Here is a 24,361-nt window from a genome sequence, read left to right on the forward strand (position 1 = left end):
AATTATTCCTTGTATTCAATCGTGCTCAGCACATCACTTAAAATATTAAACAGTTCATCAATATGGTGTTTTTCAAGAATGAGTGGTGGTGACAAGGCAATAATGTCGCCAGTGACACGTATCAGTGCCCCTTTCTCATAACAGGCTTGGAAAACTTGGAAAGCTCGAGAACCCGGCTTACCGGCAATACTCGATAACTCAATACCTGCCACCAGTCCATAGTTTCGCAGGTCAATAACATGCGGCAGCCCTTTAAGACTGTGTACTGCGTCTTCCCAATATTGCGAAAGGTCAGAAGCACGTGTATACAAGCTCTCTTGACGATAGATATTGAGAGTGGCTAATCCCGCTGCCGCTGCCACAGGGTGGCCTGAGTAGGTATAGCCGTGAAACAATTCGATCGCCTGACTCTCTGGACTGACCATCGCATCGTGGATCTCATCACTAACAAACACCGCTCCCATCGGGATCGCACCATTGGTGAGTCCTTTGGCACTGGTAATGATGTCTGGAATAACATCAAATTCTTGCGCGGCAAATGGGCTGCCAAGGCGTCCAAAACCGGTAATGACCTCATCAAAGATCAGCAAAATACCGTGCTGAGTACAGATTTCTCTTAACTTCTTCAGGTAACCTTTTGGTGGCAGAATGACCCCTGTCGATCCTGCGATAGGTTCAACAATCACCGCGGCGATGTTGCTCGCATCATGCAGAGTGACGATGTTTTGCAAACTTTCTGCCCAACCAGGATCATAATCTGGTAGACCACGGCTAAAACCACTGTGTTCAATACTGAGAGTGTGAGGAAGATGATCTACCCCAGTCAGAAGGCTACCGAAGGTTTTACGGTTGTTGACAATACCACCGACCGAAATACCGCCAAATCCTACTCCGTGGTAGCCTCTTTCTCGACCAATCAGGCGAGTGCGAGTTCCCTGTCCAATCGTGCGTTGATACGCCAGCGCAATCTTCAGCGCAGTATCAACGGACTCAGACCCTGAGTTAGTAAAAAAGACTTTATTCAGTCCTGCTGGGGCAATTTCCGCCAGCTCTTCAGCAAACTGAAATGGTAGAGGGTGACCCATTTGAAATGTCGGCGCAAAATCTAGGTTATGGATTTGCTGGCTCACAGCTTCGCTGATCTCTCTGCGTCCATGGCCTGCGTTGCAACACCATAGTCCTGCCGTACCATCGAGCACCTGACGGTTGTCATCTGTGCGATAGTACATTCCTTCGGCTGAAACCATCATTCTTGGTGATTGCTTGAACTGCGAATTAGCGGTAAACGGCATCCAAAATGCGTCTAGGTTGCTTGTGTTTTCGAGATCCTGCATGTGCATTTCCTCAATCAATGACTAAGACGTTGTTGTCTGTGATATCAATTAAAGCGTTTCTTTTAATAAACGCCTAACCATTTTGTTAAAATTGTGTTATAAAATATTTAACAAAAACGACTATAGCTCGGAAATTTTCGCCATGCAATGTTTAAATTTTAAACATTACGGGTCAAAAGTGATGAAATAAACACCTATCCGTGTTTAATTTACTAATCACCGATGTATTTTGAGGATTCACATCATGGATACGGCAATTGGCACTCGTTTTAAAGCACTTCGTGAGAAAGCAGGACTCTCTCAGCGAGAGCTCGCTAAACGTGCAGGGGTAACAAATGGCTTTATTTCTCAGATAGAAAATAACGCGGTCAGCCCCTCAGTGGCCTCTTTAAGCAAATTACTTAGCAAAATACCAACTTCGATGGCCGAGTTTTTTGCCATTGACGACCCACAACCAGAGCAGTTCTACACACGAAAGGAGGAGCAGCCAGAGATTGGACAAGGAGAGATCAGTTATCGTCAGGTTGGTCATTTTCATGGCGACCGGCATATCGGTATGCTGCGAGAAACCCTCAAGCCTGATGCCGATACGGGCGAAGAAATGCTCACGCATGAAGGCCAAGAGTGCGGTGTTGTCGTTCAAGGCCAACTTGAACTTACCGTCGATCTCCATACCGTTACACTCCATGTTGGGGATGGTTATTACTTTGATAGTACCCGCCCTCACCGTTTTAGAAACACGGCTGAAGAAGAGTGCGTCATCATAAGCGCAAATTCACCAGCAAGCTTTTAAGGATTAAGGCACAACTATGGATACTATGTACTGGCAGAACAAAGCAGAGACGATTAAGTTTTCAACACAAGCGTTTATTAATGGGCAATTGCAAGACGCAAACAGTGGCGAAACATTTGAGATCATTAACCCTGCAACTGGCCGTGTTCTCGCGTCTGTTGCGCGATGCGCTCAGCAAGATGTTGATCTTGCCGTATCAGTCGCGCGCCAAACCTTTGAAAGTCGTATTTGGGCAGGTTTACCCCCCTCGGAACGAAAGGCCATTCTTCTTAACTACGCCAAAGTGCTCGATGAGCACAAGGAGCAGTTTGCGGTATTAGAATCACTCGACATGGGTAAGCCAATCGGAGATGCGATGGGCTATGATGCGCCCGCGACAGCGCGCTGTATTGCGTGGAATGCAGAAGCGATTGATAAGATCTATGACGAAGTTGCGCCAGTGACAGAGGGAGCTTTAGCACTGGTCACCAGAGAAGCTCTTGGCGTAGTGGCCGCGATTGTCCCTTGGAACTTCCCAACTGTCATGGCTGCATGGAAAATCGGCCCTGCGCTTGCGACTGGTAACTCGGTGATCATTAAGCCATCAGAGAAATCTCCACTCACGGCGATTTTACTGGCCGAATTAGCCAAGAAAGCGGGTATCCCAGATGGTGTGTTACAGGTTCTACCCGGCTTTGGTCACGAAGCAGGGCAAGCGTTAGCACTGCATAACGACGTTGACTGTATTACCTTTACAGGCTCAACTGCGGTAGGTAAAAAACTGCTCTCTTTTGCCGGCGAGTCTAACCTTAAACGCGCCTTTATGGAATGTGGCGGCAAAAGCCCTCATATCGTTAACCATGATGTTAAGGATATTGATAAAGCCGCAGCGACCGCGGTTTCAGCCATCTGTTATAACCAAGGCGAAGTGTGTACTGCGGGCTCTCGGTTACTGGTTCACTCTTCGATCAAAGATCAGTTTATCGAAAAGCTGCTAGACAAGGTTAAGAACTGGCAGCCAGGTGATCCTCTCGCGTCAGATACGCGCGTTGGTGCGATTGTTGATGAAGCTCAGTTTAAGCGCGTTCTTGATTACGTTGAGATAGGTCGACAGGAAGGCGCTAAGCTCATCTGCGGCGGTCAACCAGTACGTCAAGAGACGGGCGGCTACTTTATACAGCCAGCAATTTTTACTGAAGTCACTCGTGAGATGCGTATTTTCCAAGAAGAAATTTTCGGTCCAGTACTCTGTGTCTCGACATTTGACACCATCGAAGAGGCAATTGAACTGGCGAATGACAGTGACTACGGTTTAGCTGCCGGGATTTGGACAGCGGATATTTCAACCGCTGTACGCTGCTCACGCGCGCTACGTGCTGGCACAGTGTTCGTCAATAACTGGGATGGCGGCGACATGACCATGCCATTTGGCGGCTATAAACAAAGTGGTAATGGACGCGATAAGTCATTGCACGCACTCGATAAATACACCGAAATGAAATCAACATGGATTGAGTTAGATTAAGCTCGCTCACCCGTAAAACGACACATCCCGTGGTACCTTGTTTATAAGGTGTCACGGGACATAAATAGGTAGTTAGGTAGTTAGGTAGTTAGTTAAATAGATAAGTACTTCACGCCAGGCTGCCATCACCAACAGGGCGCAAAAGTTTAAAACGTCGGCGGTGTCGCAGCACTAATCAACTCACACTCGACTTTACCTTTATTTCTGAAGCGGTGCGGCTTTCTGGTTTCAAAGTAATATGAATCACCCGCTTTAAGCACCTGAGTCTTGCTCCCGACGGTGATTTCAATTTCACCGCGGATCACCACACCACCTTCTTCACCTTCGTGCTGCAGAAAATCCGGACCGGTATCTGAACCCGGCGGATAGAATTCACGTAAAATGGCTAGCTGCCTACCTTCACGCTTAGCGCCAACAAGTAGCATCTTTATCTTGCCATCGCCGAGATCCGCCATTTGATCGACCGTAAAAAAGATGTCGTCTTTCGCCTCGACTTCAAGCGTAAAAAACTCACCCATAGAGATTGGAATGGCATCGAGGATTTTCTTCAGTGAACCCACCGATGGATTGACGAGGTTCTGCTCGATTTGAGAAATCATTGAGTTAGTGACACCACTGCGCTTAGCCAATTCTCTCTGAGACAGCCCGCGCATCGTTCTGATTGTTTTCAGTTGTTTCCCAACATCCATGGCCTATCCTCTGAAAGTTATTGCAACACTAATAACACAAATTGATTATCATTACGCAAAATTAAGCCAACAATTATAAATAAAGGTGATGACATAGCAAGCTATACCATCACCTTCAATGATGTTATTCGTCAGCAAGTTTCATTTCCAGTTGCCGACGCTTTTCCGCTTTGGCCATCACCCACCAAGCGATAAAGGTCGCACAGGCTACCGCCAAGATAATCAACGTTGCTAGTGCATTGATTTTGGGGCTAACCCCCAACCGCACGCTGGAGAACACCACCATCGGTAATGTCGTCGCACTTGGCCCAGAGACAAAGCTCGCTATCACTAGATCATCAAGAGAGAGTGTAAACGCCAGTAGCCAGCCAGCTAGAATCGCTGGAGCAATCGTCGGTAAGGTAATTTGGAAGAACACTTTCCACGGTGGCGCACCCAAGTCCATCGCCGCTTCCTCAATCGAGCGATCGACCTCTTGAAGGCGAGAGCTGACGACAACTGTTACATAAGCTGTACAGAAAGTCACATGGGCTATCCAGATGGTCAACATACCCCGCTGCGAAAAAATATCGAACACTTGTCCGAGTGCTATAAACAGCAGCAGCAATGACAAGCCCGTAATCACTTCCGGCATCACCAGTGGTGCAGTGATCATAAAGGCAAAGCCGGTTTCACCACGGAATTTGCCAAATCGATTCAAGACAAATGCCGCGATGGTGCCGAGAACAACCGCAGCACTGGCCGACAGGAAGCCGATTAACAAACTCAGCTTAACCCCGCCCATCAGCAGATCGTCTTCTAACAGCTCAAAGTACCACTTAATAGAGAAACCAGACCATACCGTTACCAATCTGTTCTCATTAAATGAATAGATAATAAGAATCATAATGGGTAGGTATAGAAACGTTAGACCCGCCGCGAGTATTGCCCACTTCCATTTGGTTTTGTATACAGGTATTGCGTCCATTAGCTCGCCTCCAACTCACGTTTTTGATAGCGGTGGAACCACAGTATCGGAATCATTAACAGTAACAGCATCACAATGGCGACAGCGGAAGCCACAGGCCAATCTCGATTATTGAAGAACTCTTGCCATAGGACTTTACCTATCAATATTGAATCCGGTCCGCCAAGCAGTTCCGGAATGACGAACTCTCCCACCGCTGGAATGAACACCAGCATCGAACCCGCAATGATTCCAGCTCTGGTCAGAGGTACTAGAATGCTAAATAGCGTGGTCACAGGCTTAGCCCCAAGATCGCTCGATGCTTCAATTAATGAGTAGTCCACTCGCATCAAGGCGGTATAGATAGGCAGCACCATAAAAGGAAGGTAGGTATATACAATGCCAATATAGACCGCAACATCGGTATGGAGGATCTTCAAAGGCTCGTCAATCGCATCCAATGACATCAACATATTGTTCAGCAAACCATTGTTTTTCAAAATGCCAATCCAGGCATAGACACGAATCAAGAAGCTGGTCCATGACGGCAAGATGATGAGCATTAAAAGAACATTTCGCGTCGCAGGATTTGAGTGAACAATCGCCCAAGCAATCGGAAAGCCAATCAGCAAACATAGCAGCGTCGAGACCAAAGCGATACGAATGGATTGTAGATAAGAAGAGATATAGAGATCATCTTCAACCAGATATTGGTAGTTGCCGATATTGAGCAGCAACTGTATTTGCTGCTCGGCATAACTCCACAGTTCACTATAGGGTGGAATGGCAATCTGTGCTTCTGCAAAACTGATTTTGAAAACAATTAAGAACGGGAGTAAGAAAAACAGTAACAACCACCCATAGGGGACCGATAGTAATAAACACTTTGGCGTGGGAACAACACGCCAGAAGTTGAGTTTGGCATGAGTTTTCATATCTTAAGCACCACACTACTTTCCATTTCCCAACAAAGATTGACTCTTTGTTCCCATGTCGGCATGTCCTTGCGGTGTCGGCTGGTGTTTTGCAGTGTTGCTGTCACTAATTTACCGCTGTCTAATCGCACATGATAGATAGATTGATTGCCCATATAAGCGATGTCTTCAACCACACCTGAACAGAAGTTCTCAGCATTGGATGCGTGTTCGCAGAGCATCATTTTCTCTGGTCGTATCGCGATATAAACCGGAATACCCGGCGCACCGGAAACGCCATGTGCAATTTGAATTGGTGTAGCAAGGTCTGGCGTCGCAATGGTGGCACTATCTTTATTATTGGTCGCTAGGACACCTTCAAACACATTAACTGAGCCGATAAATCTTGCGGTGTATCTTGAGTTCGGGTGTTCATAAATCGCTTCAGGCGAGCCGATCTGAACAAACTGGCCTTTATTCATGATCGCAATGCGACTTGCCATCGTCATCGCTTCTTCTTGGTCGTGCGTTACCATCACACATGTCACGCCAACACTTTCAAGAATGTCGACCACCTCAAGTTGCATTTTCTCTCTTAAGTTCTTGTCCAATGCCCCCATCGGCTCATCAAGAAGCAGTAATTTAGGTTTCTTGGCTAGACTACGAGCCAGCGCAACCCGTTGTTTTTGTCCACCAGACAGTTGATGAGGTTTACGCTTGGCGTAGTCAGACATTCTAACTAACTCCAACATCTGCTTTACGGTCGCATCAATCTCTTTCGCCGGCATGCCATCTTGCTTTAATCCATAAGCAATATTCTTTGCCACCGTCATGTGAGGAAACAGTGCGTAGGATTGAAACATCATATTTACTGGACGGCGATAAGGTGGAATATTGGCTAGGTCTTCTCCGTCGAGTAGAATTTGCCCTTCCGTTGGCTGTTCAAAACCCGCTAACATTCTCAGCAACGTCGATTTACCGCACCCAGAAGCTCCCAATAAAGCAAACAGTTCCCCTTGATTAATGGTCAGATCAACATTATCTACCGCAACATGGCCGCCAAAGTCCTTGGTCAAACCGCGAATCTCAAGCAGAGGTTTCGGCGGCTCAGGTTCAATTTGGCTATGAGCTAAATCGGTTTCAATAGACATCACACTCATATCATTCTCCCTACAACGGCGAGCCCATTGAGAGCTCGCCTTACAACTTAGTTTTTAATAAAGTCAGTCCACGTACGGGTTATTGTGCGTGAAACTTTATGCGGCAACATTTTCGAGCTATATAATTTCTCTTGTGCCTCAGGCGTAGGGTAGATGCCTGGATCGTCTAGGATTTCCTGATCGATAAACTCACGCGATGGTAAGTTAGGGTTTGCGTACCAAACATAGTTACTCACTTCAGCAATGACTTCTGGACGCATTAGGAAGTTGATAAACAGGTGAGCGTTTTCTGGGTGTTTCGCTTCTTTCGGAATCGCCATCAAATCAAACCACGCAAGTGCGCCTTCTTTCGGAATTGAGTAGGCAATTTCTACCCCATTATCCGCTTCAGCTGCACGATCGGCCGCCTGAAGAACATCACCAGACCAACCGATAGCAACACAGATGTCACCATTAGCTAAGTCATTGATATATTGTGAAGAATGAAAGTAAGTCACGTAAGGACGAACTTGCTTAAGTAACGCAAGGGCATCCTGTTTGTAATCACTGGTTTTAGTACTATTTGGATCTTTACCCAAATAGTTAAGTGAAGCCGCCATAATCTCAGACGGAGCGTTCAAGAAACCCACACCACACTGAGCGAGCTTTTCCATATTCTCCGGCTTGAAGACCAGCTCCCAACTGTCGACTGGCGCGTCCTTACCAAGAACTGCTGCTACTTTTTCGACGTTATAACCAATACCCGTCGTGCCCCATAGATATGGAATCGAGTAATCGTTATTCGGATCAACGGTATCAGCCAGAATCGACATCAACTTAGGGTCTAAGTTTTTGTAGTTACTTAGCTTAGCTTTGTCTAGCTTCTGGAAAGCCCCCGCTTTGGCCTGACGTCCTAAAAAGTCGTTACTCGGTACAACAATATCAAACCCAGTATTGCCCGAGAGAATTTTTGCTTCTAACACTTCGTTAGAATCAAAAACATCGTATACGACCTTAATGCCTGTCTCTTGTTCAAACTTCGCTATCGTGTCTTCTGCGATATAATCTGACCAGTTATAAACGTTAAGAACTTTCTCTTCGCCTGCGTGCACCACTGAAGGTACAACAGCGATCGCTGCGCCTAACGCTATGCCGATATATGCTTTTAGTTTAACCATTTGGATCTCCGTTCCTCTTGCTTGTTGCTCGTGTACGTGACCGACTAAGACTTGACGTCCGCCAATGTGTTATCTAATGCTTGTTTCGCTTTAGTGACTAATTGATCGATTTCATCCTTGCTGATAATCAGTGGTGGCGAACAGATCATCGAATCTCCCACCGCTCGTAATACAACGCCTGCATTAAAACAGTGCTCTCGACAACGCGTGCCCACATCGAGGTCTTTGTCAAAGCGCTGATTGGTTTGCTTGTCTGCGACCAGTTCAATCGCGCCAACTAAGCCTTTGCAACGTGCTTGACCGACTAATGGATGATCCGCCAGCTCGCCCCAACGCTGCGCAAAGTATGGAGCAATCTCCTCACGCACTTGATTGACGACATTAAGTCGCTGCATTTCTTTGATGTTGGCAATAGCTACCGCACACGCCGCCGGATGGCCTGAATAAGTGAAGCCATGCGCAAACTCGGTATCGGCATCGGTCAACACTTTGGCTACATGATCTCGAACCATCACCCCGCCTAACGGTAGGTATCCAGACGTAATGCCTTTCGCCATACACATCAGATCAGGTTTAATGTTAAAGGCTTGGCTAGCGAACCATTCTCCAGTACGACCAAAACCACAGATCACTTCATCGACAATCAATAAGATTTCGTACTTATCACAAATTCTTTGGATTTCTGGCCAGTAACTGTCTGGTGGAATGATCACGCCACCCGCACCTTGAATCGGTTCTGCGATAAATGCTGCGACGTTGTCTTCCCCTAGCTCGAGGATTTTCGCTTCAAGCTGACGAGCTCGCTCTAAACCAAATTCATTGACGTCTTGTCCTTGGCCCTCACCAAAGTGGTATGGCTGATCAATATGAACAATATTTGGTAGCGGTAGACCGCCTTGTGCATGCATAAACTTCATACCACCTAGACTTGCACCCGCCATGGTACTGCCGTGGTAAGCGTTGTGACGACTGATCACCGTTTGCTTACTCGCTTTCCCTTTGCTCGCCCAGTAGTGACGCACCATACGCAGCACTGTGTCATTACACTCAGAGCCAGAACCGGTGAAGAAAACGTGGTTCATCCCTTCTGGTGTAATTTCTGCTAGTAGCGTCGATAGTTCGACTGCCGGTGGATGAGTGGTTTGGAAGAACAGATTGTAATAAGGCAATTGCTTGAGCTGCTCTGTTGCTGCATCAATCAGTGGTTGGCTACTGTAGCCAAGGTTGACACACCATAGCCCCGCCATACCATCAAGAATTTTATTACCATCCTCATCGTAAATATAAACGCCCTCAGCTTTAGTAATAATGCGAGAACCCTTAGCATTTAGTGACTTAAAGTTAGTAAATGGGTGCAGACAATGTGCACTATCTTGTTCAATCCATGTAGACATAGTTAACTCTCATCTTGATCAGATATCGAAATAAACTTGGCAAACTGACTGCCTGACTAGCTCGCCTTACATCAGGTCAATTGGCTATAGTGCCAAATGACTCAAGTCGTGATTTATACGTTCAGTAATAGGAACTCACGCTCCCAAGAACTGATCACTTGGAAAAATGTTTTATACTCTTTGCGCTTGATAGCCACATAAGCAGAGACAAAACGGTCACCTAATATCTCGCGCAGCTCATCACTCTGCTCAAGTAATACCAAGGCATCTTCAAGTGTGTGTGGTAACGAGTACGGTTCTGTCGTCATATCACCAGTGCTTTTAGCCGTTGGTGTGAGTTTCTCTTTCATGCCTAAGTAACCACACGCGAGAGTCAGTGCCATGGCCAAATATGGGTTGGCATCTGCGCCGGCATAACGGTTTTCAATACGTCGCGAACCTTTGTCCGAAATGGGTACACGTAAACCTACGGTGCGGTTATCTTCCCCCCAAGCAACATTGGTTGGTGCCGATTCACCAAATACCAGGCGGCGGTAAGAGTTGACGTTAGGAGCAAAGAAAGAAATCGCGGCTGGAGTATACTTCTGCATCCCGGCGATATAGTTGAGGAAGAGTTCGCTGTTTGAGCCATCTTCATCAGCGAACAGGTTTTTACCATTGTCATCAACCAAGCTTTGGTGAATGTGCATCGCACTGCCTGGTTCGTCTTCCATCGGCTTGGCCATAAAGGTTGCGTAAACATCATGTTTAAGTGCCGCTTCACGAACCGTGCGTTTAAATAGAAACACTTGATCGGCTCTGTCGAGTGGTTCGCCGTGATCGAAGTTCAACTCCATCTGAGCAGCACCCGATTCGTGAACCAGAGTATCTACATCCAGTTCTTGCGCTTCACAATAGTCGTACATATCTTCGAAGATAGGGTCAAACTCGTTAACCGCATCGATACTGAATGACTGACGCGCAGTTTCTGGGCGACCATTACGGCCAATTGGCGGCTCTAATGGGTAATCCCAATCGAGGTTTTTCTTCACCAAAAAGAATTCTAGTTCTGGCGCCACAATCGGGTTCCAGCCTTCTTTTTTGTAGAGATCTAATACGCGGCGCAGCACAGCTCGTGGTGAGATATCGACCGGATCACCCTCCACTGTGTAACAGTCATGAATGACCTGCGCCGTCGGCTCTTTAGTCCAAGGAACAAAACGAATCGTATTTGGGTCCGGTTCCAGAAGCATGTCTTTCTCTGTTAGGTCAATCATGCTTTCATCATCGGGCCAGTCACCAGTCACTGTTTGGAAAAAAACCGCTTCGGGAAGGCGCATACCTCCCTCTCGAAGAAACTTTTTAGCAGGCATTATCTTGCCTCGCGCATTACCGGTAATGTCTGGGATCAGGCATTCAACCTCAGTAATCCTATTACTCTCAATCCACTTAGTTATCTTTTCCATGAATACTTCACCTATTGTTTGGCGACAAATTTGTCAGCGACTTGAAATAGGATTGACCTTGAACTGGTTAATTGTCAACCACAATTGTTAATTATTTTGATAATTTGATACATGTATTTTACAAATAATTAACAATAGTGTTGTGTTTTACTAAACGTTATGTAAGGTTAATACCGTGCGTTGGATGTTTTTTCATCACTATGAGTAGGATTGTTATCGGCAAAAATATGGCTAACGTGTGGCTCAACACACGAAGGAAGGAAAGTAAGGACGCACTTGCACATCCCCCATAAACGGTAATCAACTGAAGGAAACGAATAAACAATGAACGAGCTAGTCAAACAAACTATCACCACCCCACAAGAGGCACGCTCCGTTCACGGAACTGCTGGCATGGTAAAGCAGTTCATCAGTGCGAATCCTCTTGTCACCACAGTCGACCTGATGCTGTTTGATATTAACGGAGTTATCCGTGGTAAAAGGGTCAACGCTTCGCAACTGGATAAAATCTCAGAGCAAGGGATATGCTTACCCGCGTCTGTTTTTGCATTAGATATTTGCGGCGAAACCGTCGAAGAAACAGGTTTAGGGTTCGAACAGGGAGATGGCGATAGACTATGTATGCTAGTCGACCATTCATTACAGCTCACTCCTTGGCTTGAAAACAGCGCGCAGGCAATTGTCACCATGTATGAGCCGGACAGCCAACAACCGTTCTTTGCCGATCCGCGCCATGTTCTACAAGGACAATTAGACAAATTTGCTCAGCGTGACTTAACACCGTGTGTTGCCATTGAACTCGAGTTCTACCTGCAAGATTTAAAACCGGATGCAGATGGTCAGCCCCAGCCACCAATCATGCCACTCAGTGGTGAGCGAATGACCCAGACTCAGGTCTATTCGCTCGACGAGCTGGATGAGTTTAAAGCGTTCCTTGATGAAGTGATCGCAACATGCGAGACACAAAATATTCCCGCCGACAATATTACCGCTGAATACGCGCCGGGGCAGTTTGAGGTTAACTTGCGTCACTGTAGCGACGTTCTACTCGCCTGTGACCAAGCGATGCTGCTAAAAAGAGTGGTACGCGCTGTAGCGAAGAAGCATGGGTTCTATGCCAACTTTATGGCTAAACCTTATACGGAGCATGCGGGCAATGGCTGCCATGTGCATGTCAGTCTGCTTGATAGCAACGGTGAAAACATCTTCGCTGGCGACCAAAATACCCTGCTCCATGCAATTGCTGGCATCCTTAATCATATGGATGAGAGCATGGCCGTGTTAGCGCCGAATGCGAACTCCTATCGTCGTCTACAACCCAATATGTTTGTTCCGCTACAAGCGACTTGGGGCTGGGATAACCGAACGGTTGCCGTCCGTGTACCTGCCAGTGAAAACAGCAACCGCCGCATTGAACATCGAGTTGCCGGTGCTGATGTAAACCCTTACTTAACAACAGCAGTGATCCTAGCGTCGATCCTCGACGGAATAGAGAAGAAACAACTCCCTCCCGCTCCAATTGAAGGTGATGCCTCATTGGTTGAAGGCCCATCAATCCCCACATCATGGCAAGCAGCACTGGAATTGTTCGACCAAAGTCATTTCTTTAAAGCCCAATTTAGCGAGCAGTTTTGTAAAATCTATCTCGCCAATAAACAGCATGAGCAAGAGCACTTTTCAGCTCAAGTATCCCCACTTGAGTACCAATGGTACAAGTAAGTTCAACTTTAGTTTTAAGGACAAGGCTATGAAAGCAAAGCACACGCACTCTTACTACGCAGCGTCAGCAAATCAAAATTTCGATTTCCCGATGTTAAAAGGCGCACACAAGGCAGACGTTTGTGTCGTTGGCTCAGGTATTACGGGCGCGACCGCTGCACTTGAACTTGCCAATCGTGGTTTTAAAGTCATTGTTCTTGAGGGTAAGCGAGTCGGCTGGGGCGCATCGGGCCGTAGTGGCGGACAGGCGATTTTTGGTTGGGCGTCGGAGCAACACACTTTAGAAAAGCTCGTTGGTAAATCAGACGCTCGTAAGTTGTGGGATATGTCAGTTGATGCTCTCACACTGACTAAAGCTAACATTAAAAAATACAATATCGACTGTGATTGGCGCGATGGTATGGTGCACTTGGGCATGAAGCCAAGGCATGACCGAGAACTCCAAGCATGGCATGACGATCTTACCGAAAACTATGACTACCAATCTCTCGAAATGTGGGATCAAGATAAGACACGGGAACATATCGCTAGTGACCGTTATACATCCGGTATGTTTGATGCCAACAGCGGCCATCTTCACCCTCTGAACTACACGCTAGGCTTGGTTAAAGCCGCTCAAGCTGCGGGGGTTGAATTCTATGAGCAGAGTGAATGTAAAAAGATTGAGCATGGTGACCCTGCGACACTATTTACCGCTCAAGGTAGCGTCGAAGCAAATCATGTGGTGCTGGCCTGTAATGCTTATATGGATGGGCTGGAAACCAAACTAGAAAATCGTGTTATGCCCGTCGGTACTTATATCTGTGCCACTGAACCACTAGGTGAAGACGTCACAGCTCAACTGATGAAAGACCACATCTCAGCGTGTGACATTAACTTTGTACTTGACTACTTCCGCTGCTCAGGCGATCACCGAATGTTATTTGGCGGCCGAGTTAGCTATTCAGGGGTTGCTCCACTCAATCTTGAAAAAGCGATGCAGTCACGCATGGTCGATATCTACCCACAACTTAAAGACGCCAAGATCGATTTTGCTTGGGGTGGCAATGTAGCCATCACTCTCAATCGCGCCCCACATTTTGGCCGTATCAAGCCCAATGTCTACTTCGCACAAGGCTTCTCCGGCCATGGTATCGCTGCAACCGGTATGGCGGGCACCTTAATGGCAGAATGTATTGCGACCACTGCTGAGCGCTTCGCCATTTTTGACAAGATTCCCCATCACCCATTCCCGGGTGGGCGCTTGTTCCGCACCCCTGCATTAGTGTTAGCCATGTCTTATTTCCGAATTCGGGACATGCTATAGCCGCCGCACTGGCCACAACACCTATTTCGCATTAAATACAAAAACGCCCACCAAATGGCGGGCGTTACTTAATAGGTCATCCATTTATACAATTGGACGTTGACCTCGGTCGATTAGCTTCATCAATACATTATCAGCAGCTTCACCCGCAAGGCCTGCAAGCTTTGAGGTTAACTTTTTCTTCTCAACATAGTGAATAGCCAGTACGGTTTTATCTTTACACGCCTCAACAACCAGATCGTCTGAAGTTTTAATCTCATCAACCAAACCTAGTTCATGCGCTTGTGTGCCAAACCAATGCTCACCTGTCGCCACTTTCTCTAGTTCAAGTGCTGGGCGACGCTCGCGGATAAAATCTTTGAACAAGCCATGAGTTTCTTCTAGCTCTTGCTTGAATTTCTCACGCGCTTTATCGGTATTTTCACCGAACATAGTCAAAGTGCGTTTGTACTCACCTGCCGTTAACTGTTCATACTCAATATCATACTTTTTCAGCACTTTATTAAAGTTTGGTAACTGAGCAATCACGCCGATAGAACCTACGATTGCAAATGGGGCAGAGACAATTTTGTCCGCAATACATGCCATCATGTAACCGCCACTTGCTGCCACTTTATCTACCGAGATAGTCAATGGAAGCTTTGCCGCTTTAAGGCGATCAAGCTGAGACGATGCAAGGCCATAACCATGGACCATACCACCGCCAGACTCTAGGCGTAGCAGCACTTCATCACCTTCACGAGCCACCGCTAGAATCGCGGTTACTTCTTCACGTAGCGATGCCACTTCTTTAGCATCAATACTGCCTTTAAAATCTAACACAAACAGGTGAGGTTCGCGTTTGCTATCAAGATCGCCTTCTTTTGACGCTTTCTTGATCTCTTTCTCGCGAGTTTTGTTTTTCTCTTTATCCTGTTTTTTCTCTGCTTTATCACGAGCTTTGATAAAGGCTTCATCATGAAGGTGGTGCTCTAGCTGCTCTACTGTATGCTTGTGCTGTTCAGTTAGGTTGGTAATTTCCAACTCACCTTTCGCCGCACCGCTTTTTCCACCAGCCGCTTTGGCTATAACTAAAATCGCAACCACTGCGACTACGACAGTCACAATCTTGGCTAAAAACAGCCCGTAGTCCAACAAAAATTCCAATGTGATTATCCTCTAATGTGCGAATTAGTGTATTGTAACCACCATCTTACGGAATCATAAAGTAAATCATTACAATAAGGATACACATCGTGGAATATGCTGTTTCTTCAGATGCCTTGAAGGGTAAAGTCATTCTGGTTACTGGTGCGGGCGCGGGTATTGGTAAACAAGCCGCGCTTTCTTATGCTCAGCACGGCGCCACCGTGATTTTACTTGGTCGTACAGTGAAAAAACTGGAACAAACTTACGACGAAATTGAAGCTGCGGGTTACCCACAGCCGGCGATTATTCCGCTCGATATGAAAGGCGCGACGAAGCAAAACTACCTGGATATGGTGGATACCATTGAAGGTCAATTCGGCCGCTTAGATGGCGTACTTCACAACGCAAGTCTACTCGGTGTGATCAGCCCGTTTGACCAAATCGGCGAAGATAACTTTGACGATATCATGCAGGTCAACGTTAAGGCCCAATTCTTACTGACACAAGCTGTGCTTCCTTTGCTACATAAATCAGAAGATGCTCGTATTGTATTTACCTCTTCCACTGTTGGTCACAGTGGTCGCGCATTCTGGGGCACTTACGCAATGTCGAAGTTTGCTACAGAAGGTATGATGCAGATCCTTGCCGATGAACTTAGCGACACCACTATTCGCGTTAATGCCATTAATCCAGGTGCGACACGTACCGGAATGCGTGCCAAAGCTTACCCTGCAGAAGATGCCGATCTGCTAAAAACACCACTGGATATCATGCCACTTTACCTATATTTGATGGCACCAGAAGGTCAAGCTGTCAATGGCGAGTGTATTGACGCCCAACCAAAAAAATAGATCTTATTTTTCTAAATAAAATTCAGCGCCTTGTGTTTTTGAATCGAAGCACAAGGCGTTTTTTTATCCATTCAATCTTTCATCCCCTTGCCGATAATTAATAATAATTTATACTGTATATATATACAGGTAAATTATTATGTATGAATTAATCGAAAACCTTAAACAGAAACAATGGCTTTGGTCTGGAGTACAAACTCCGGAGCATTCTGACCACTACCCAACAGGCTATGATCTTCTTGATCAAAAGCTAGAGGGGGGATTTCCTAAACATGGTGTTATTGAGCTCCAAGGCGCCTCAAGTATTGGCGAATTGCGTCTGTTAATCCCACATCTAAAAAATACCAGCCAAGAGCGCTTATCGGTCTTTATTCAGCCCCCGGGGGATCTCTGTGCAGAACAGTTATGCAATGAAGGGATTGATAACAATAAAGTCTTACTTGTCTACCCAAGGAGTGAAAAAGAAGCATTATGGACCGCAGAGCAATGCTTACGTAGTGGGGCTTGTAGCAACGTACTGCTATGGCACTCTAGCTTAGAAGTTCACCAAGCAAGGCGCTTACAAGTGGCGAGTGAGCGCGGTAATGCCGTCCACTTTTTGTTTAAGACCGAGAACAAAAACGTTTTCTCTTTACCCGTTAATCTAAGCATGCATTTAGCCCCTCACCCATCAGGGATCGAAGTGACTATTACCAAAAGAAAAGGCGGGTGGCCACAAGGCAGCTTCATCATTGATATGACATCTCACTGGCCAAGTCTAACCCTACAACCAAAGTCGCCAGTGGTTATTCCGTTCCCTTTAAGGCAGCAAGGTTAAACATGCAGAGCTGGTTATACCTACACTTTCCTGCATTGCAGTTAGATGGACTGTTTTCAGAGCAGACTGCCCTACCCTTAGCGATTGTAGAATCCAAACGCTTTAAGGTCGTCCAGCACAATATGGCTGCCCATGAGCAAGGTATTGAACTTGGTATGGGATTAGGGACCGCCAGTGCTCTCTGTCACCAACTGCAAGTCCACCCTTATGATGAAAATGTTGAGCAGCAAGCATTGATGAATATCGCCCAATGGCTGTATATGGTGACGTCTGATATTTGCTTATTTCCCCCCCAAGGTATCCTGCTCAAAGTCACCAATATGCTTTCTCTCTATGGCGGATTAGAGGCTTACTGGCAACGCGTATCCGAACATTTAAATCAGCTCGATTTTCACTATCAATTCTCGATAGGATTTTCTCCTTTTTCAGCCATGTTACTGGCGAAAGCTAATACACAGCTATTAACACTAGATAAACAGGTGATTATTGATGCTCTAAAGCCTTTCCCACTCCAAGCCACCGAGTTAGAGATTAACAAAGTCGAGAAACTACAAAGAGTTGGGGTGGCAACCTTACGTGAGTTACTGGAAATTCCCATGCAGGAGTTGGCACGCCGCTTCGATATTGATTTAGTCAATTATATTGGCCGACTAATGGGACAGTTTAAACACCCTATTGATTTCTATCACCCACCAGAACAGTTTGAGAGCTATCAAGAGTTACTGTTTGATATTGAGAATATCCAGTGGCTTGAAAAGCCGTTATCTAAGCTACTTAAAAAACTAGAAATCTTCTTAACCATACGTAATCAAGTCGGTTATGAGCTTGAACTTGTTTTGCAGCAACGAGATAAAGAAGCGCGCTCCGTTCCATTTTATTCCGCCAGTGGGGATTACTTTGCCAATCGTTGGATGGTGCTGTGCCAGCTCACGATGGAATCTTTGCAACTTGAAGCCCCCGTTCAAGGCTTAACACTACGCTTAATCCGCAGTGGTGAGCTTGAATCCACCAGCGCAGATCTATTTAAAGGTTTTCAAGGCGAACAAACTGAAATGGAGCTAATCGGTCTTCTGCAGGCCAAATTAGGTAAAGAGCAGGTACGGAAAACCGCGCACAATCACGATCCTCGCCCAGGAAAGTCGACCTTACTCTGTGACCCTACCTTGCCAATCCCAAAGAAACTGGCGAGCAATAAGCTCCGACCTAACTTTATGTTGCCAACTCCAGAGCTTCTATCTGAAAAGGTATCGCTGATTCAAGGCCCAGAACGATTTGTAACTGGATGGTGGGATGGTGATGACATGACCCGAGATTACTTCGTCGCACGTAGCGATCAAGGACGCTGGCTATGGGTATTTCGTAACCAAGAGATGCAGTGGTTTACCCACGGTCTATTTAGTTAATCAAGGTAACGCCATGGCTTATGCTGAACTTTTTTGTCAGAGCAACTTTTCCTTTTTAACTGGCGCTTCCCATGCTCAGGAGCTGATCTTACAGGCGGATTTTTTACGCTACCACTCACTGGCTATCACTGATGAGTGCTCGGTTGCCGGAGTAGTGAGAGCTTATAGTGCGATAAAAAATCAGCAGCTCAACATCAAACTGATTATCGGCAGTATGTTCTGGCTCAATGAGGAATGCCAAGTGGTGCTGATCTGCCCAAGTCGAGAAGCGTATGCCGAACTATGTCGTATCATCACCAATGCGAGAAGGCGTTCAGAGAAAGGACAATACCAACTGTCTGAGTGGGACTTGATGTCGATTCGACATTGCTTCGTTCTGTGGCTGCCTTGTCACAAGCCAAGCGATAAAAAATGGGGACACTGGCTAGCTCAGCAGCATCAACATCGTCTATGGCTTGCGGTTCAGCGCCATCTATCTTGTGATGACAAACAGTACCTTGAATACTGCCAACAATTAGCAGAACAACTACATTTACCTATCACCGCTTGTGGTGGGGTATTAATGCACACCGCCACACGCCTGCCCTTGCAGCATACACTCACTGCTATCAAACACGGTTGCAGTGTCAATGAACTAGGCGAACAACTGCTGACCAATACCGAAAGAAGTCTGCGCAGCCAAGAAAAACTCAGCAAACTGTTTAAGCCAGAATGGCTCGCGGAAAGCGTTGCAATTGCCGAGCGATGCAGTTTTAGCCTCAAGGAGCTTCAGTACGAATACCCGAGCGAACTTGTTCCTGACGGTTACTCGCCAATGAGCTATCTCAGGCAATTAGTCGAAACAGGGAAAAAGCGCCGCTTCCCAGAAGGTGTGCCTAGCGACATTCAGCAAACCATTAATAAAGAACTGTGCTTAATCGAAGAGCTCAACTACCCCTTTTACTTTTTAACCATTCACGACATCGTGATGTTTGCCAAGCGCCATCATATTCTCTATCAAGGGCGCGGCTCTGCCGCTAACTCTGTGGTCTGTTACTGCTTAGAAATCACTGCCGTCGATCCAAGACAAATCTCGGTCTTGTTTGAGCGCTTTATTAGTAAAGAACGTGATGAGCCGCCTGATATTGATGTCGATTTTGAACATGAACGACGTGAAGAAGTGATTCAATACATCTACCAAAAATATGGCCGTGAGCGCGCAGCTCTCGCCGCCACGGTCATCTCTTACCGCTTTAAAAGTGCTGTGCGTGATGTCGGTAAAGCGCTCGGTATTGAAGAAAGCCAGCTCGATTACTTTATTAAAAACGTTAATCGTCGAGACCGGGCTCAAGGCTGGCAAGCGCAAATCGTTGAATTGGGCCTACAACCAGACTCGCTCAAAGGTGAGCAATTTATTACCTTGATCAACGATATTCTGGGTTTCCCACGCCATCTCTCCCAGCATGTGGGCGGTTTTATTATTGCCGCAGGGCCACTGTATGAACTCGTCCCCGTTGAAAATGCTTCAATGGCGGATCGTACCGTCATCCAATGGGATAAAGACGATTTGGAATCACTCAAGCTGCTTAAGGTGGATGTCCTTGCACTTGGTATGCTATCTGCCATTCGAAAATGCTTTAACTTGGTGGAAAAGTACCACCAGCAATCCCTTAGCATCGCTGAAATCACCCGTCGTCAAGACGATGCCAATGTCTACCAAATGATTCAGCGAGCAGACACTGTAGGTGTGTTCCAAATCGAGTCACGCGCTCAAATGAGTATGCTGCCACGACTAAAACCCGCAACTTACTATGACTTGGTGATTCAAATTGCGATTGTCAGACCGGGCCCGATTCAAGGCGATATGGTCCATCCATTCCTCAAGCGTAGAAATGGTGAAGAACAAATCAACTACCCATCCGAAGAAGTACGCAGTGTCTTACAACGCACTCTTGGCGTACCTATTTTCCAAGAACAAGTGATTAAAATTGCGATGGTTGCGGCTGGCTTTAGCGGTGGTGAAGCCGATCAGTTAAGACGAGCGATGGCCGCTTGGAAGAAAAGTGGTGACCTCGTAAAGTTTAAGACCAAACTTATCGAAGGCATGCTCAGTCGTGGCTATGAGCTAGAATTTGCCAAACGAATCTTTGAGCAAATTCTGGGCTTTGGTGAGTATGGGTTTCCTGAAAGTCATTCAGCCTCTTTTGCTGTCCTTGCTTATTGTTCAGCATGGCTAAAACACTATTACCCTGAAGCGTTTTATACATCTTTACTTAACAGCCTACCGATGGGCTTTTATAGCGCCTCACAGCTGGTACAAGATGCTCATCGACACAAGGTAGTCATCTTGCCTATTTGCGTTAATGTATCGCTCTACGACCATCAGATGGTCTCTCATCAAGGTGGTTGGGCAATACGCCTAGGGTTTCGGCAAATAAAGGGGTTCAGCCCGCAAAGCGCCAAACAACTCATCCACGCAAGAGCCAAAAGTGGTTTTACTCACGCAGGCCAAATCAAACATATTGGCCTAAACCGCCGAGATGTCGACCTACTTGCTTCCGCGAATGCCATGCACACTCTGAGTCAGAATCGCTATCAAACCCGCTGGGCAATGATGGACTCACTCTCCGATTTACCCCTGTTTCAAGATACCCAAGATGACACAGCGCCACTTATTGGGACACCAACAGAAAGCCAAACATTACTTGAAGATTATGCCGCAACGGGACTTTCTCTGGCTAAACACCCTATTACTCTACTCGATGACGCAGGCGTACTCGGCCGCTTTACTCGTATGCAAGAGTTAAAAAATAAGCAGCACCAATCATTAGTCACGGTGACAGGGGTCGTGACAGGTAAGCAATCACCTGGCACAGCAGCGGGTGTTACCTTCTTCACCTTAGAAGATGATACAGGCAACATTAATGTTGTAGTTTGGAAAGCAACGGCGAGAGCGCAAAAATCCGCCTACTTAACCGCGAAAATATTACAAGTAAAAGGGATTTTAGAAAAAGAAGGTGATGTTCATCATGTCATTGCGGGGCGTTTGATCGACATGACCGATAGCTTGCAAGGGCTACATAGCAAATCGAGAGATTTCCATTAACGTTTCAGTGGCAAGAAAAAAAGGGAGCCGAAGCTCCCTTTTTGCTGTTACTTTGACAAACTAAAACTTGTCTTCAGCGTCCATACTTCTTTTCTTATATTCCCTATATAGCAACATACATAAGGTCATAACAACCTTAGAAGAAAGCCATATCATTAATAAGAACTACCTTAAGAGTCTGATGAAAAGTTGCATTTGATAGTTACATCATTTTGATTAACAAAATAACCCCATAAATATAGCATTCAGCCGAATTACGGTCACGCCCTATTGATCGGGTGATGCTCTATTTGCTTAACACTTGTCTTAGTCGGTCTTGGGCAACCTCGACCAATAAGTCAGGTTGGAACTTAGAAATAAAGCGATCACAACCCACCTTCTTGACCATGGCGTCATTAAAGCTACCACTGAGTGATGTATTCAACGTGACATAGAGATCCTTCATACGAGGATCAGTGCGGATCTCATGGGTAAGCTTATAGCCATCCATTTCTGGCATTTCAGCATCGGTAATCATTAGCAATAGCTCTTCTACCACATTCTTACCTTCATCGGCCCAAGACTTAAGCAATTTGAGCGCTTCTAGACCATCACGACATTCAATGATATTGAGCCCTAGCTGAGAGAGTGTTCCACGAACCTGAGAACGGGCCGTCGACGAGTCATCAACAATAAGAACATTACGCCCTACCATTTCATTGGCTAGATCTTGATCAAGCACACCTTCAGAAATAGAAATATCGTAATCAATAATTTGAGCCAATACTTTTTCTACGTCGATAATCTCAACAATATTGAGTTCATCGCCATCTTTTACATGAGTGATTGCGGTTAAATAGTTCGCTCTACCCGCCGTCTTTGGTGGCGGTTGAATTTCCGTCCAAGCGGTATTAACGATATTGCGAACTTGGCCAACTAAAAAGCCCTGTACTGTTCGGTTGTACTCGGTAATGATGAGGTTTTCTTCTTGGTTTTCTAAACGCGATGGAGGAAAGCCTATCGCCGCTCGAAGATCGATCACAGGTACAGAAACGCCACGCAATGAGGCCACACCGGTAATATGGTGGTGGGATCCCGGCATTTTGGTTAGGGGCGGGACCTTAATCACTTCCCGTACTTTGAACACATTGATGGCAAAAATCTGTCTGCTGTTCAAACTGAATAGCAACAGCTCCAAGCGGTTCTCACCTACAAGGTTGGTTCGCTGATCAACTGTATTTAAAACTCCAGACATACTACTTCTCGCCAAAGGTGGATAATGTAAAAATAGCCTATAGACAGGCTAAGATAAAAATAAACCCATACATCACTCAAGATTATATGGGTTTATTTAGAATTTAACAGTAAGTGAGCAGTATCTGTGATCTTAGCCTTCAATCACTTTCATTAACAATAAGCCATCATACAATGCCTGTTTAATCAAAGCGGCACCTGGCATTGTTGCCTGTTTATAAAAGCGCGACTCCACCAGTTCTAGGTCTTGGTGGTATACTGGTAAGCTTTGCTCTTCAATACAAGTTTGAATTGCAGGGTAAAGTACTTCTTTAGCTTGGTTAATCGCCCCACCAATCAGCACTTTCTCTGGGTTAAATAGGTTAATCACAATCGCTATCGCTGAACCTAGATAACGTCCGAGCTTTTCAATCACATCAACGGCCAGTGGATCACCGTTTGCTGCTGCTTCACAAATATCTTCAACCGACACTTCTTCAATTTCCGCAAGGCAAGAGTCTTCACCTTGGGCAATTCGTTCGGTCACTTCACTACGAATAGCTTGCGAGCTGGCGACGGTTTCAAGACAGCCACGGTTGCCACAATGACAAAGCTTTCCTTGAGGATCAATTTGAATATGACCAAGTTCACCGATATTACCGTGACGTCCTTGTAGCACTCGGCCATCAAGGACAATCCCCGCACCTAGCCCATGGTGAATCGAGATCAGAACGGAGTTTTCATTGTCTTGCGAATGACCAAACAATTTTTCAGCCAGCGCCCAAGCACGAGTGTCATTGGCAATAAAAACAGGAAGACCCGTCGCTTTGTAAATTTCAGGGCCAAGTGGCAAGTTCTCTACATTGTAGTGTGGCATCTGCAACACCACTCCCTGCTCAGAGTTCACTAGGCCAGGTAGGGTGATCGCAATACTCGTGACACGATCTAACTGTTCGGTATAGGTTTGGAAAAACTCATCAATTTCATGCAACAGCCTAGCAAGCACATCTTCTTGGTCGACTTCATGGATATCAATTTTGGTGTCGATCAACACATCACCACCCAACTCATGCAACGCAATCGTCAAGTAGCCACGTCCTAAACGCATCGAAAGAAACTGCCACCCTTCGTTGTTGACCTGTAGACCAACAGCAGGGCGCCCACGACTAGTCGCTTCCTGAACCGTAGTTTCATGAATTAGATGAGCCTCGATGAGCTCACGAGTAATTTTAGTAATACTCGCAGGCGCGAGCTCACTCTTTTTAGAGAGCTCGATTCGAGAAATTGGACCTTTTTGATCAATGAGTTTATATACACGGCCAGCATTGACCTGCTTGATATGATCAATATGGCCAGGTTGAGCCATGTACATAGAGCACTCCGAATATCAACAACCTGGTAATTTTTTTACTTTGCGAAGTAATTGTGAAGAGCTTTGATAGATCGCCGTGACAAGTGTCACGTATAAACATAATTCTTTGTGTACCTAATCAAATAGCGAAGG

General features: G+C 46.1%; 19 protein-coding genes. 8 read left to right on the plus strand and 11 right to left on the minus strand.

Annotation, left to right across the window (positions count from 1 at the left end):
* Positions 1–2 precede the first annotated feature (2 nt).
* Positions 3–1,334, minus strand: coding sequence for an omega-aminotransferase AptA (gene aptA, locus VIA_RS17365; RefSeq protein ID WP_004414603.1), 1,332 nt, complete (start codon positions 1,332–1,334; stop codon positions 3–5).
* A gap of 244 nt (positions 1,335–1,578) precedes the next feature.
* Between aptA and VIA_RS17370 the strand changes: the two genes are divergently transcribed.
* Together VIA_RS17370 and VIA_RS17375 are read left to right on the plus strand one after the other, a co-directional pair.
* Positions 1,579–2,127, plus strand: a complete 549-nt coding sequence (locus tag VIA_RS17370) for a cupin domain-containing protein (RefSeq protein WP_004414604.1) — start codon at positions 1,579–1,581, stop codon at positions 2,125–2,127.
* 16 nt (positions 2,128–2,143) lie between these two features.
* Complete coding sequence (locus tag VIA_RS17375) at positions 2,144–3,631, plus strand: aldehyde dehydrogenase (RefSeq protein WP_004414607.1); 1,488 nt, start codon at positions 2,144–2,146, stop codon at positions 3,629–3,631.
* A gap of 146 nt (positions 3,632–3,777) precedes the next feature.
* Here the strand turns inward: VIA_RS17375 and VIA_RS17380 are convergent, their stop codons facing one another.
* The 7 genes from VIA_RS17380 to VIA_RS17410 form a co-directional block, all read right to left on the minus strand.
* A complete protein-coding gene (locus tag VIA_RS17380; protein ID WP_004414610.1) occupies positions 3,778–4,320 on the minus strand; it encodes a cupin domain-containing protein in 543 nt (180 codons plus the stop codon).
* A 124-nt stretch (positions 4,321–4,444) separates the two neighbouring features.
* Complete coding sequence (locus VIA_RS17385; protein WP_004414613.1) at positions 4,445–5,287, minus strand: ABC transporter permease subunit; 843 nt, start codon at positions 5,285–5,287, stop codon at positions 4,445–4,447.
* On the minus strand, positions 5,287–6,201 hold the full coding sequence (gene potH / locus VIA_RS17390) for a putrescine ABC transporter permease PotH (RefSeq protein ID WP_004414615.1): 915 nt from the start codon (positions 6,199–6,201) through the stop codon (positions 5,287–5,289). The genes VIA_RS17385 and potH overlap by 1 nt, the downstream gene beginning before the upstream one ends.
* A complete protein-coding gene (gene potG, locus VIA_RS17395) occupies positions 6,198–7,340 on the minus strand; it encodes a putrescine ABC transporter ATP-binding subunit PotG (protein ID WP_004414616.1) in 1,143 nt (380 codons plus the stop codon). Before potG ends, potH begins: the two co-directional genes overlap by 4 nt.
* Positions 7,341–7,387: 47 nt before the next feature.
* A complete protein-coding gene (locus tag VIA_RS17400) occupies positions 7,388–8,497 on the minus strand; it encodes an extracellular solute-binding protein (RefSeq protein WP_004414618.1) in 1,110 nt (369 codons plus the stop codon).
* 44 nt (positions 8,498–8,541) lie between these two features.
* Positions 8,542–9,891 (minus strand): aspartate aminotransferase family protein, encoded by a 1,350-nt coding sequence (locus tag VIA_RS17405; protein WP_004414619.1) that lies wholly within the window; start codon positions 9,889–9,891, stop codon positions 8,542–8,544.
* Between the two features lie 113 nt (positions 9,892–10,004).
* Entirely contained in the window at positions 10,005–11,336 is a 1,332-nt protein-coding gene (locus VIA_RS17410; RefSeq protein WP_004416670.1) for a glutamine synthetase family protein, read from the minus strand.
* Positions 11,337–11,660: 324 nt separating this feature from the next.
* Here VIA_RS17410 and VIA_RS17415 point away from each other — a divergent pair, with 324 nt between their 5' ends.
* Together VIA_RS17415 and VIA_RS17420 are read left to right on the plus strand one after the other, a co-directional pair.
* A complete protein-coding gene (locus VIA_RS17415) occupies positions 11,661–13,055 on the plus strand; it encodes a glutamine synthetase family protein (protein WP_004414623.1) in 1,395 nt (464 codons plus the stop codon).
* Between the two features lie 28 nt (positions 13,056–13,083).
* Positions 13,084–14,361 (plus strand): NAD(P)/FAD-dependent oxidoreductase, encoded by a 1,278-nt coding sequence (locus tag VIA_RS17420; protein WP_004414625.1) that lies wholly within the window; start codon positions 13,084–13,086, stop codon positions 14,359–14,361.
* 84 nt (positions 14,362–14,445) lie between these two features.
* On the opposite strand, the gene sohB is transcribed toward VIA_RS17420, so the two are convergent.
* Positions 14,446–15,507 (minus strand): protease SohB, encoded by a 1,062-nt coding sequence (gene sohB, locus VIA_RS17425; protein ID WP_004416672.1) that lies wholly within the window; start codon positions 15,505–15,507, stop codon positions 14,446–14,448.
* A gap of 89 nt (positions 15,508–15,596) precedes the next feature.
* Between sohB and VIA_RS17430 the strand changes: the two genes are divergently transcribed.
* From VIA_RS17430 to VIA_RS17445, 4 genes are all read left to right on the plus strand, one after another.
* A complete protein-coding gene (locus tag VIA_RS17430) occupies positions 15,597–16,340 on the plus strand; it encodes a YciK family oxidoreductase (RefSeq protein WP_004414628.1) in 744 nt (247 codons plus the stop codon).
* A 139-nt stretch (positions 16,341–16,479) separates the two neighbouring features.
* A complete protein-coding gene (gene imuA, locus VIA_RS17435) occupies positions 16,480–17,157 on the plus strand; it encodes a translesion DNA synthesis-associated protein ImuA (protein WP_004414630.1) in 678 nt (225 codons plus the stop codon).
* A gap of 2 nt (positions 17,158–17,159) precedes the next feature.
* Positions 17,160–18,560 (plus strand): Y-family DNA polymerase, encoded by a 1,401-nt coding sequence (locus tag VIA_RS17440; protein WP_004416673.1) that lies wholly within the window; start codon positions 17,160–17,162, stop codon positions 18,558–18,560.
* Between the two features lie 13 nt (positions 18,561–18,573).
* Positions 18,574–21,645, plus strand: coding sequence for an error-prone DNA polymerase (locus VIA_RS17445; protein WP_004414633.1), 3,072 nt, complete (start codon positions 18,574–18,576; stop codon positions 21,643–21,645).
* A gap of 286 nt (positions 21,646–21,931) precedes the next feature.
* Here the strand turns inward: VIA_RS17445 and VIA_RS17450 are convergent, their stop codons facing one another.
* Positions 21,932–22,879: a chemotaxis protein CheV gene (locus VIA_RS17450; protein WP_004414634.1), complete on the minus strand. Its 948-nt coding sequence runs from the start codon at positions 22,877–22,879 to the stop codon at positions 21,932–21,934.
* Between the two features lie 132 nt (positions 22,880–23,011).
* Complete coding sequence (mlc, locus tag VIA_RS17455) at positions 23,012–24,229, minus strand: sugar metabolism global transcriptional regulator Mlc (protein ID WP_004414636.1); 1,218 nt, start codon at positions 24,227–24,229, stop codon at positions 23,012–23,014.
* Positions 24,230–24,361 lie beyond the last annotated feature (132 nt).

Source organism: Vibrio orientalis CIP 102891 = ATCC 33934 (assembly GCF_000176235.1).
GTDB lineage: Bacteria > Pseudomonadota > Gammaproteobacteria > Enterobacterales > Vibrionaceae > Vibrio > Vibrio orientalis.

What these genes read in the sequence shown, in the direction of transcription:
- VIA_RS17450 (WP_004414634.1), bottom strand. Translation starts at nt 22,879, where the DNA reads ATGTCTGGAGTTTTAAATACAGTTGATCAGCGAACCAACCTTGTAGGT.
- VIA_RS17405 (WP_004414619.1), bottom strand. Translation starts at nt 9,891, where the DNA reads ATGTCTACATGGATTGAACAAGATAGTGCACATTGTCTGCACCCATTT.
- VIA_RS17385 (WP_004414613.1), bottom strand. Translation starts at nt 5,287, where the DNA reads ATGGACGCAATACCTGTATACAAAACCAAATGGAAGTGGGCAATACTC.
- VIA_RS17440 (WP_004416673.1), top strand. Translation starts at nt 17,160, where the DNA reads ATGCAGAGCTGGTTATACCTACACTTTCCTGCATTGCAGTTAGATGGA.
- mlc (WP_004414636.1), bottom strand. Translation starts at nt 24,229, where the DNA reads ATGTACATGGCTCAACCTGGCCATATTGATCATATCAAGCAGGTCAAT.
- VIA_RS17370 (WP_004414604.1), top strand. Translation starts at nt 1,579, where the DNA reads ATGGATACGGCAATTGGCACTCGTTTTAAAGCACTTCGTGAGAAAGCA.
- VIA_RS17375 (WP_004414607.1), top strand. Translation starts at nt 2,144, where the DNA reads ATGGATACTATGTACTGGCAGAACAAAGCAGAGACGATTAAGTTTTCA.
- VIA_RS17380 (WP_004414610.1), bottom strand. Translation starts at nt 4,320, where the DNA reads ATGGATGTTGGGAAACAACTGAAAACAATCAGAACGATGCGCGGGCTG.
- aptA (WP_004414603.1), bottom strand. Translation starts at nt 1,334, where the DNA reads ATGCAGGATCTCGAAAACACAAGCAACCTAGACGCATTTTGGATGCCG.
- VIA_RS17420 (WP_004414625.1), top strand. Translation starts at nt 13,084, where the DNA reads ATGAAAGCAAAGCACACGCACTCTTACTACGCAGCGTCAGCAAATCAA.
- imuA (WP_004414630.1), top strand. Translation starts at nt 16,480, where the DNA reads ATGTATGAATTAATCGAAAACCTTAAACAGAAACAATGGCTTTGGTCT.
- VIA_RS17445 (WP_004414633.1), top strand. Translation starts at nt 18,574, where the DNA reads ATGGCTTATGCTGAACTTTTTTGTCAGAGCAACTTTTCCTTTTTAACT.
- potG (WP_004414616.1), bottom strand. Translation starts at nt 7,340, where the DNA reads ATGAGTGTGATGTCTATTGAAACCGATTTAGCTCATAGCCAAATTGAA.
- VIA_RS17410 (WP_004416670.1), bottom strand. Translation starts at nt 11,336, where the DNA reads ATGGAAAAGATAACTAAGTGGATTGAGAGTAATAGGATTACTGAGGTT.
- potH (WP_004414615.1), bottom strand. Translation starts at nt 6,201, where the DNA reads ATGAAAACTCATGCCAAACTCAACTTCTGGCGTGTTGTTCCCACGCCA.
- VIA_RS17415 (WP_004414623.1), top strand. Translation starts at nt 11,661, where the DNA reads ATGAACGAGCTAGTCAAACAAACTATCACCACCCCACAAGAGGCACGC.
- VIA_RS17400 (WP_004414618.1), bottom strand. Translation starts at nt 8,497, where the DNA reads ATGGTTAAACTAAAAGCATATATCGGCATAGCGTTAGGCGCAGCGATC.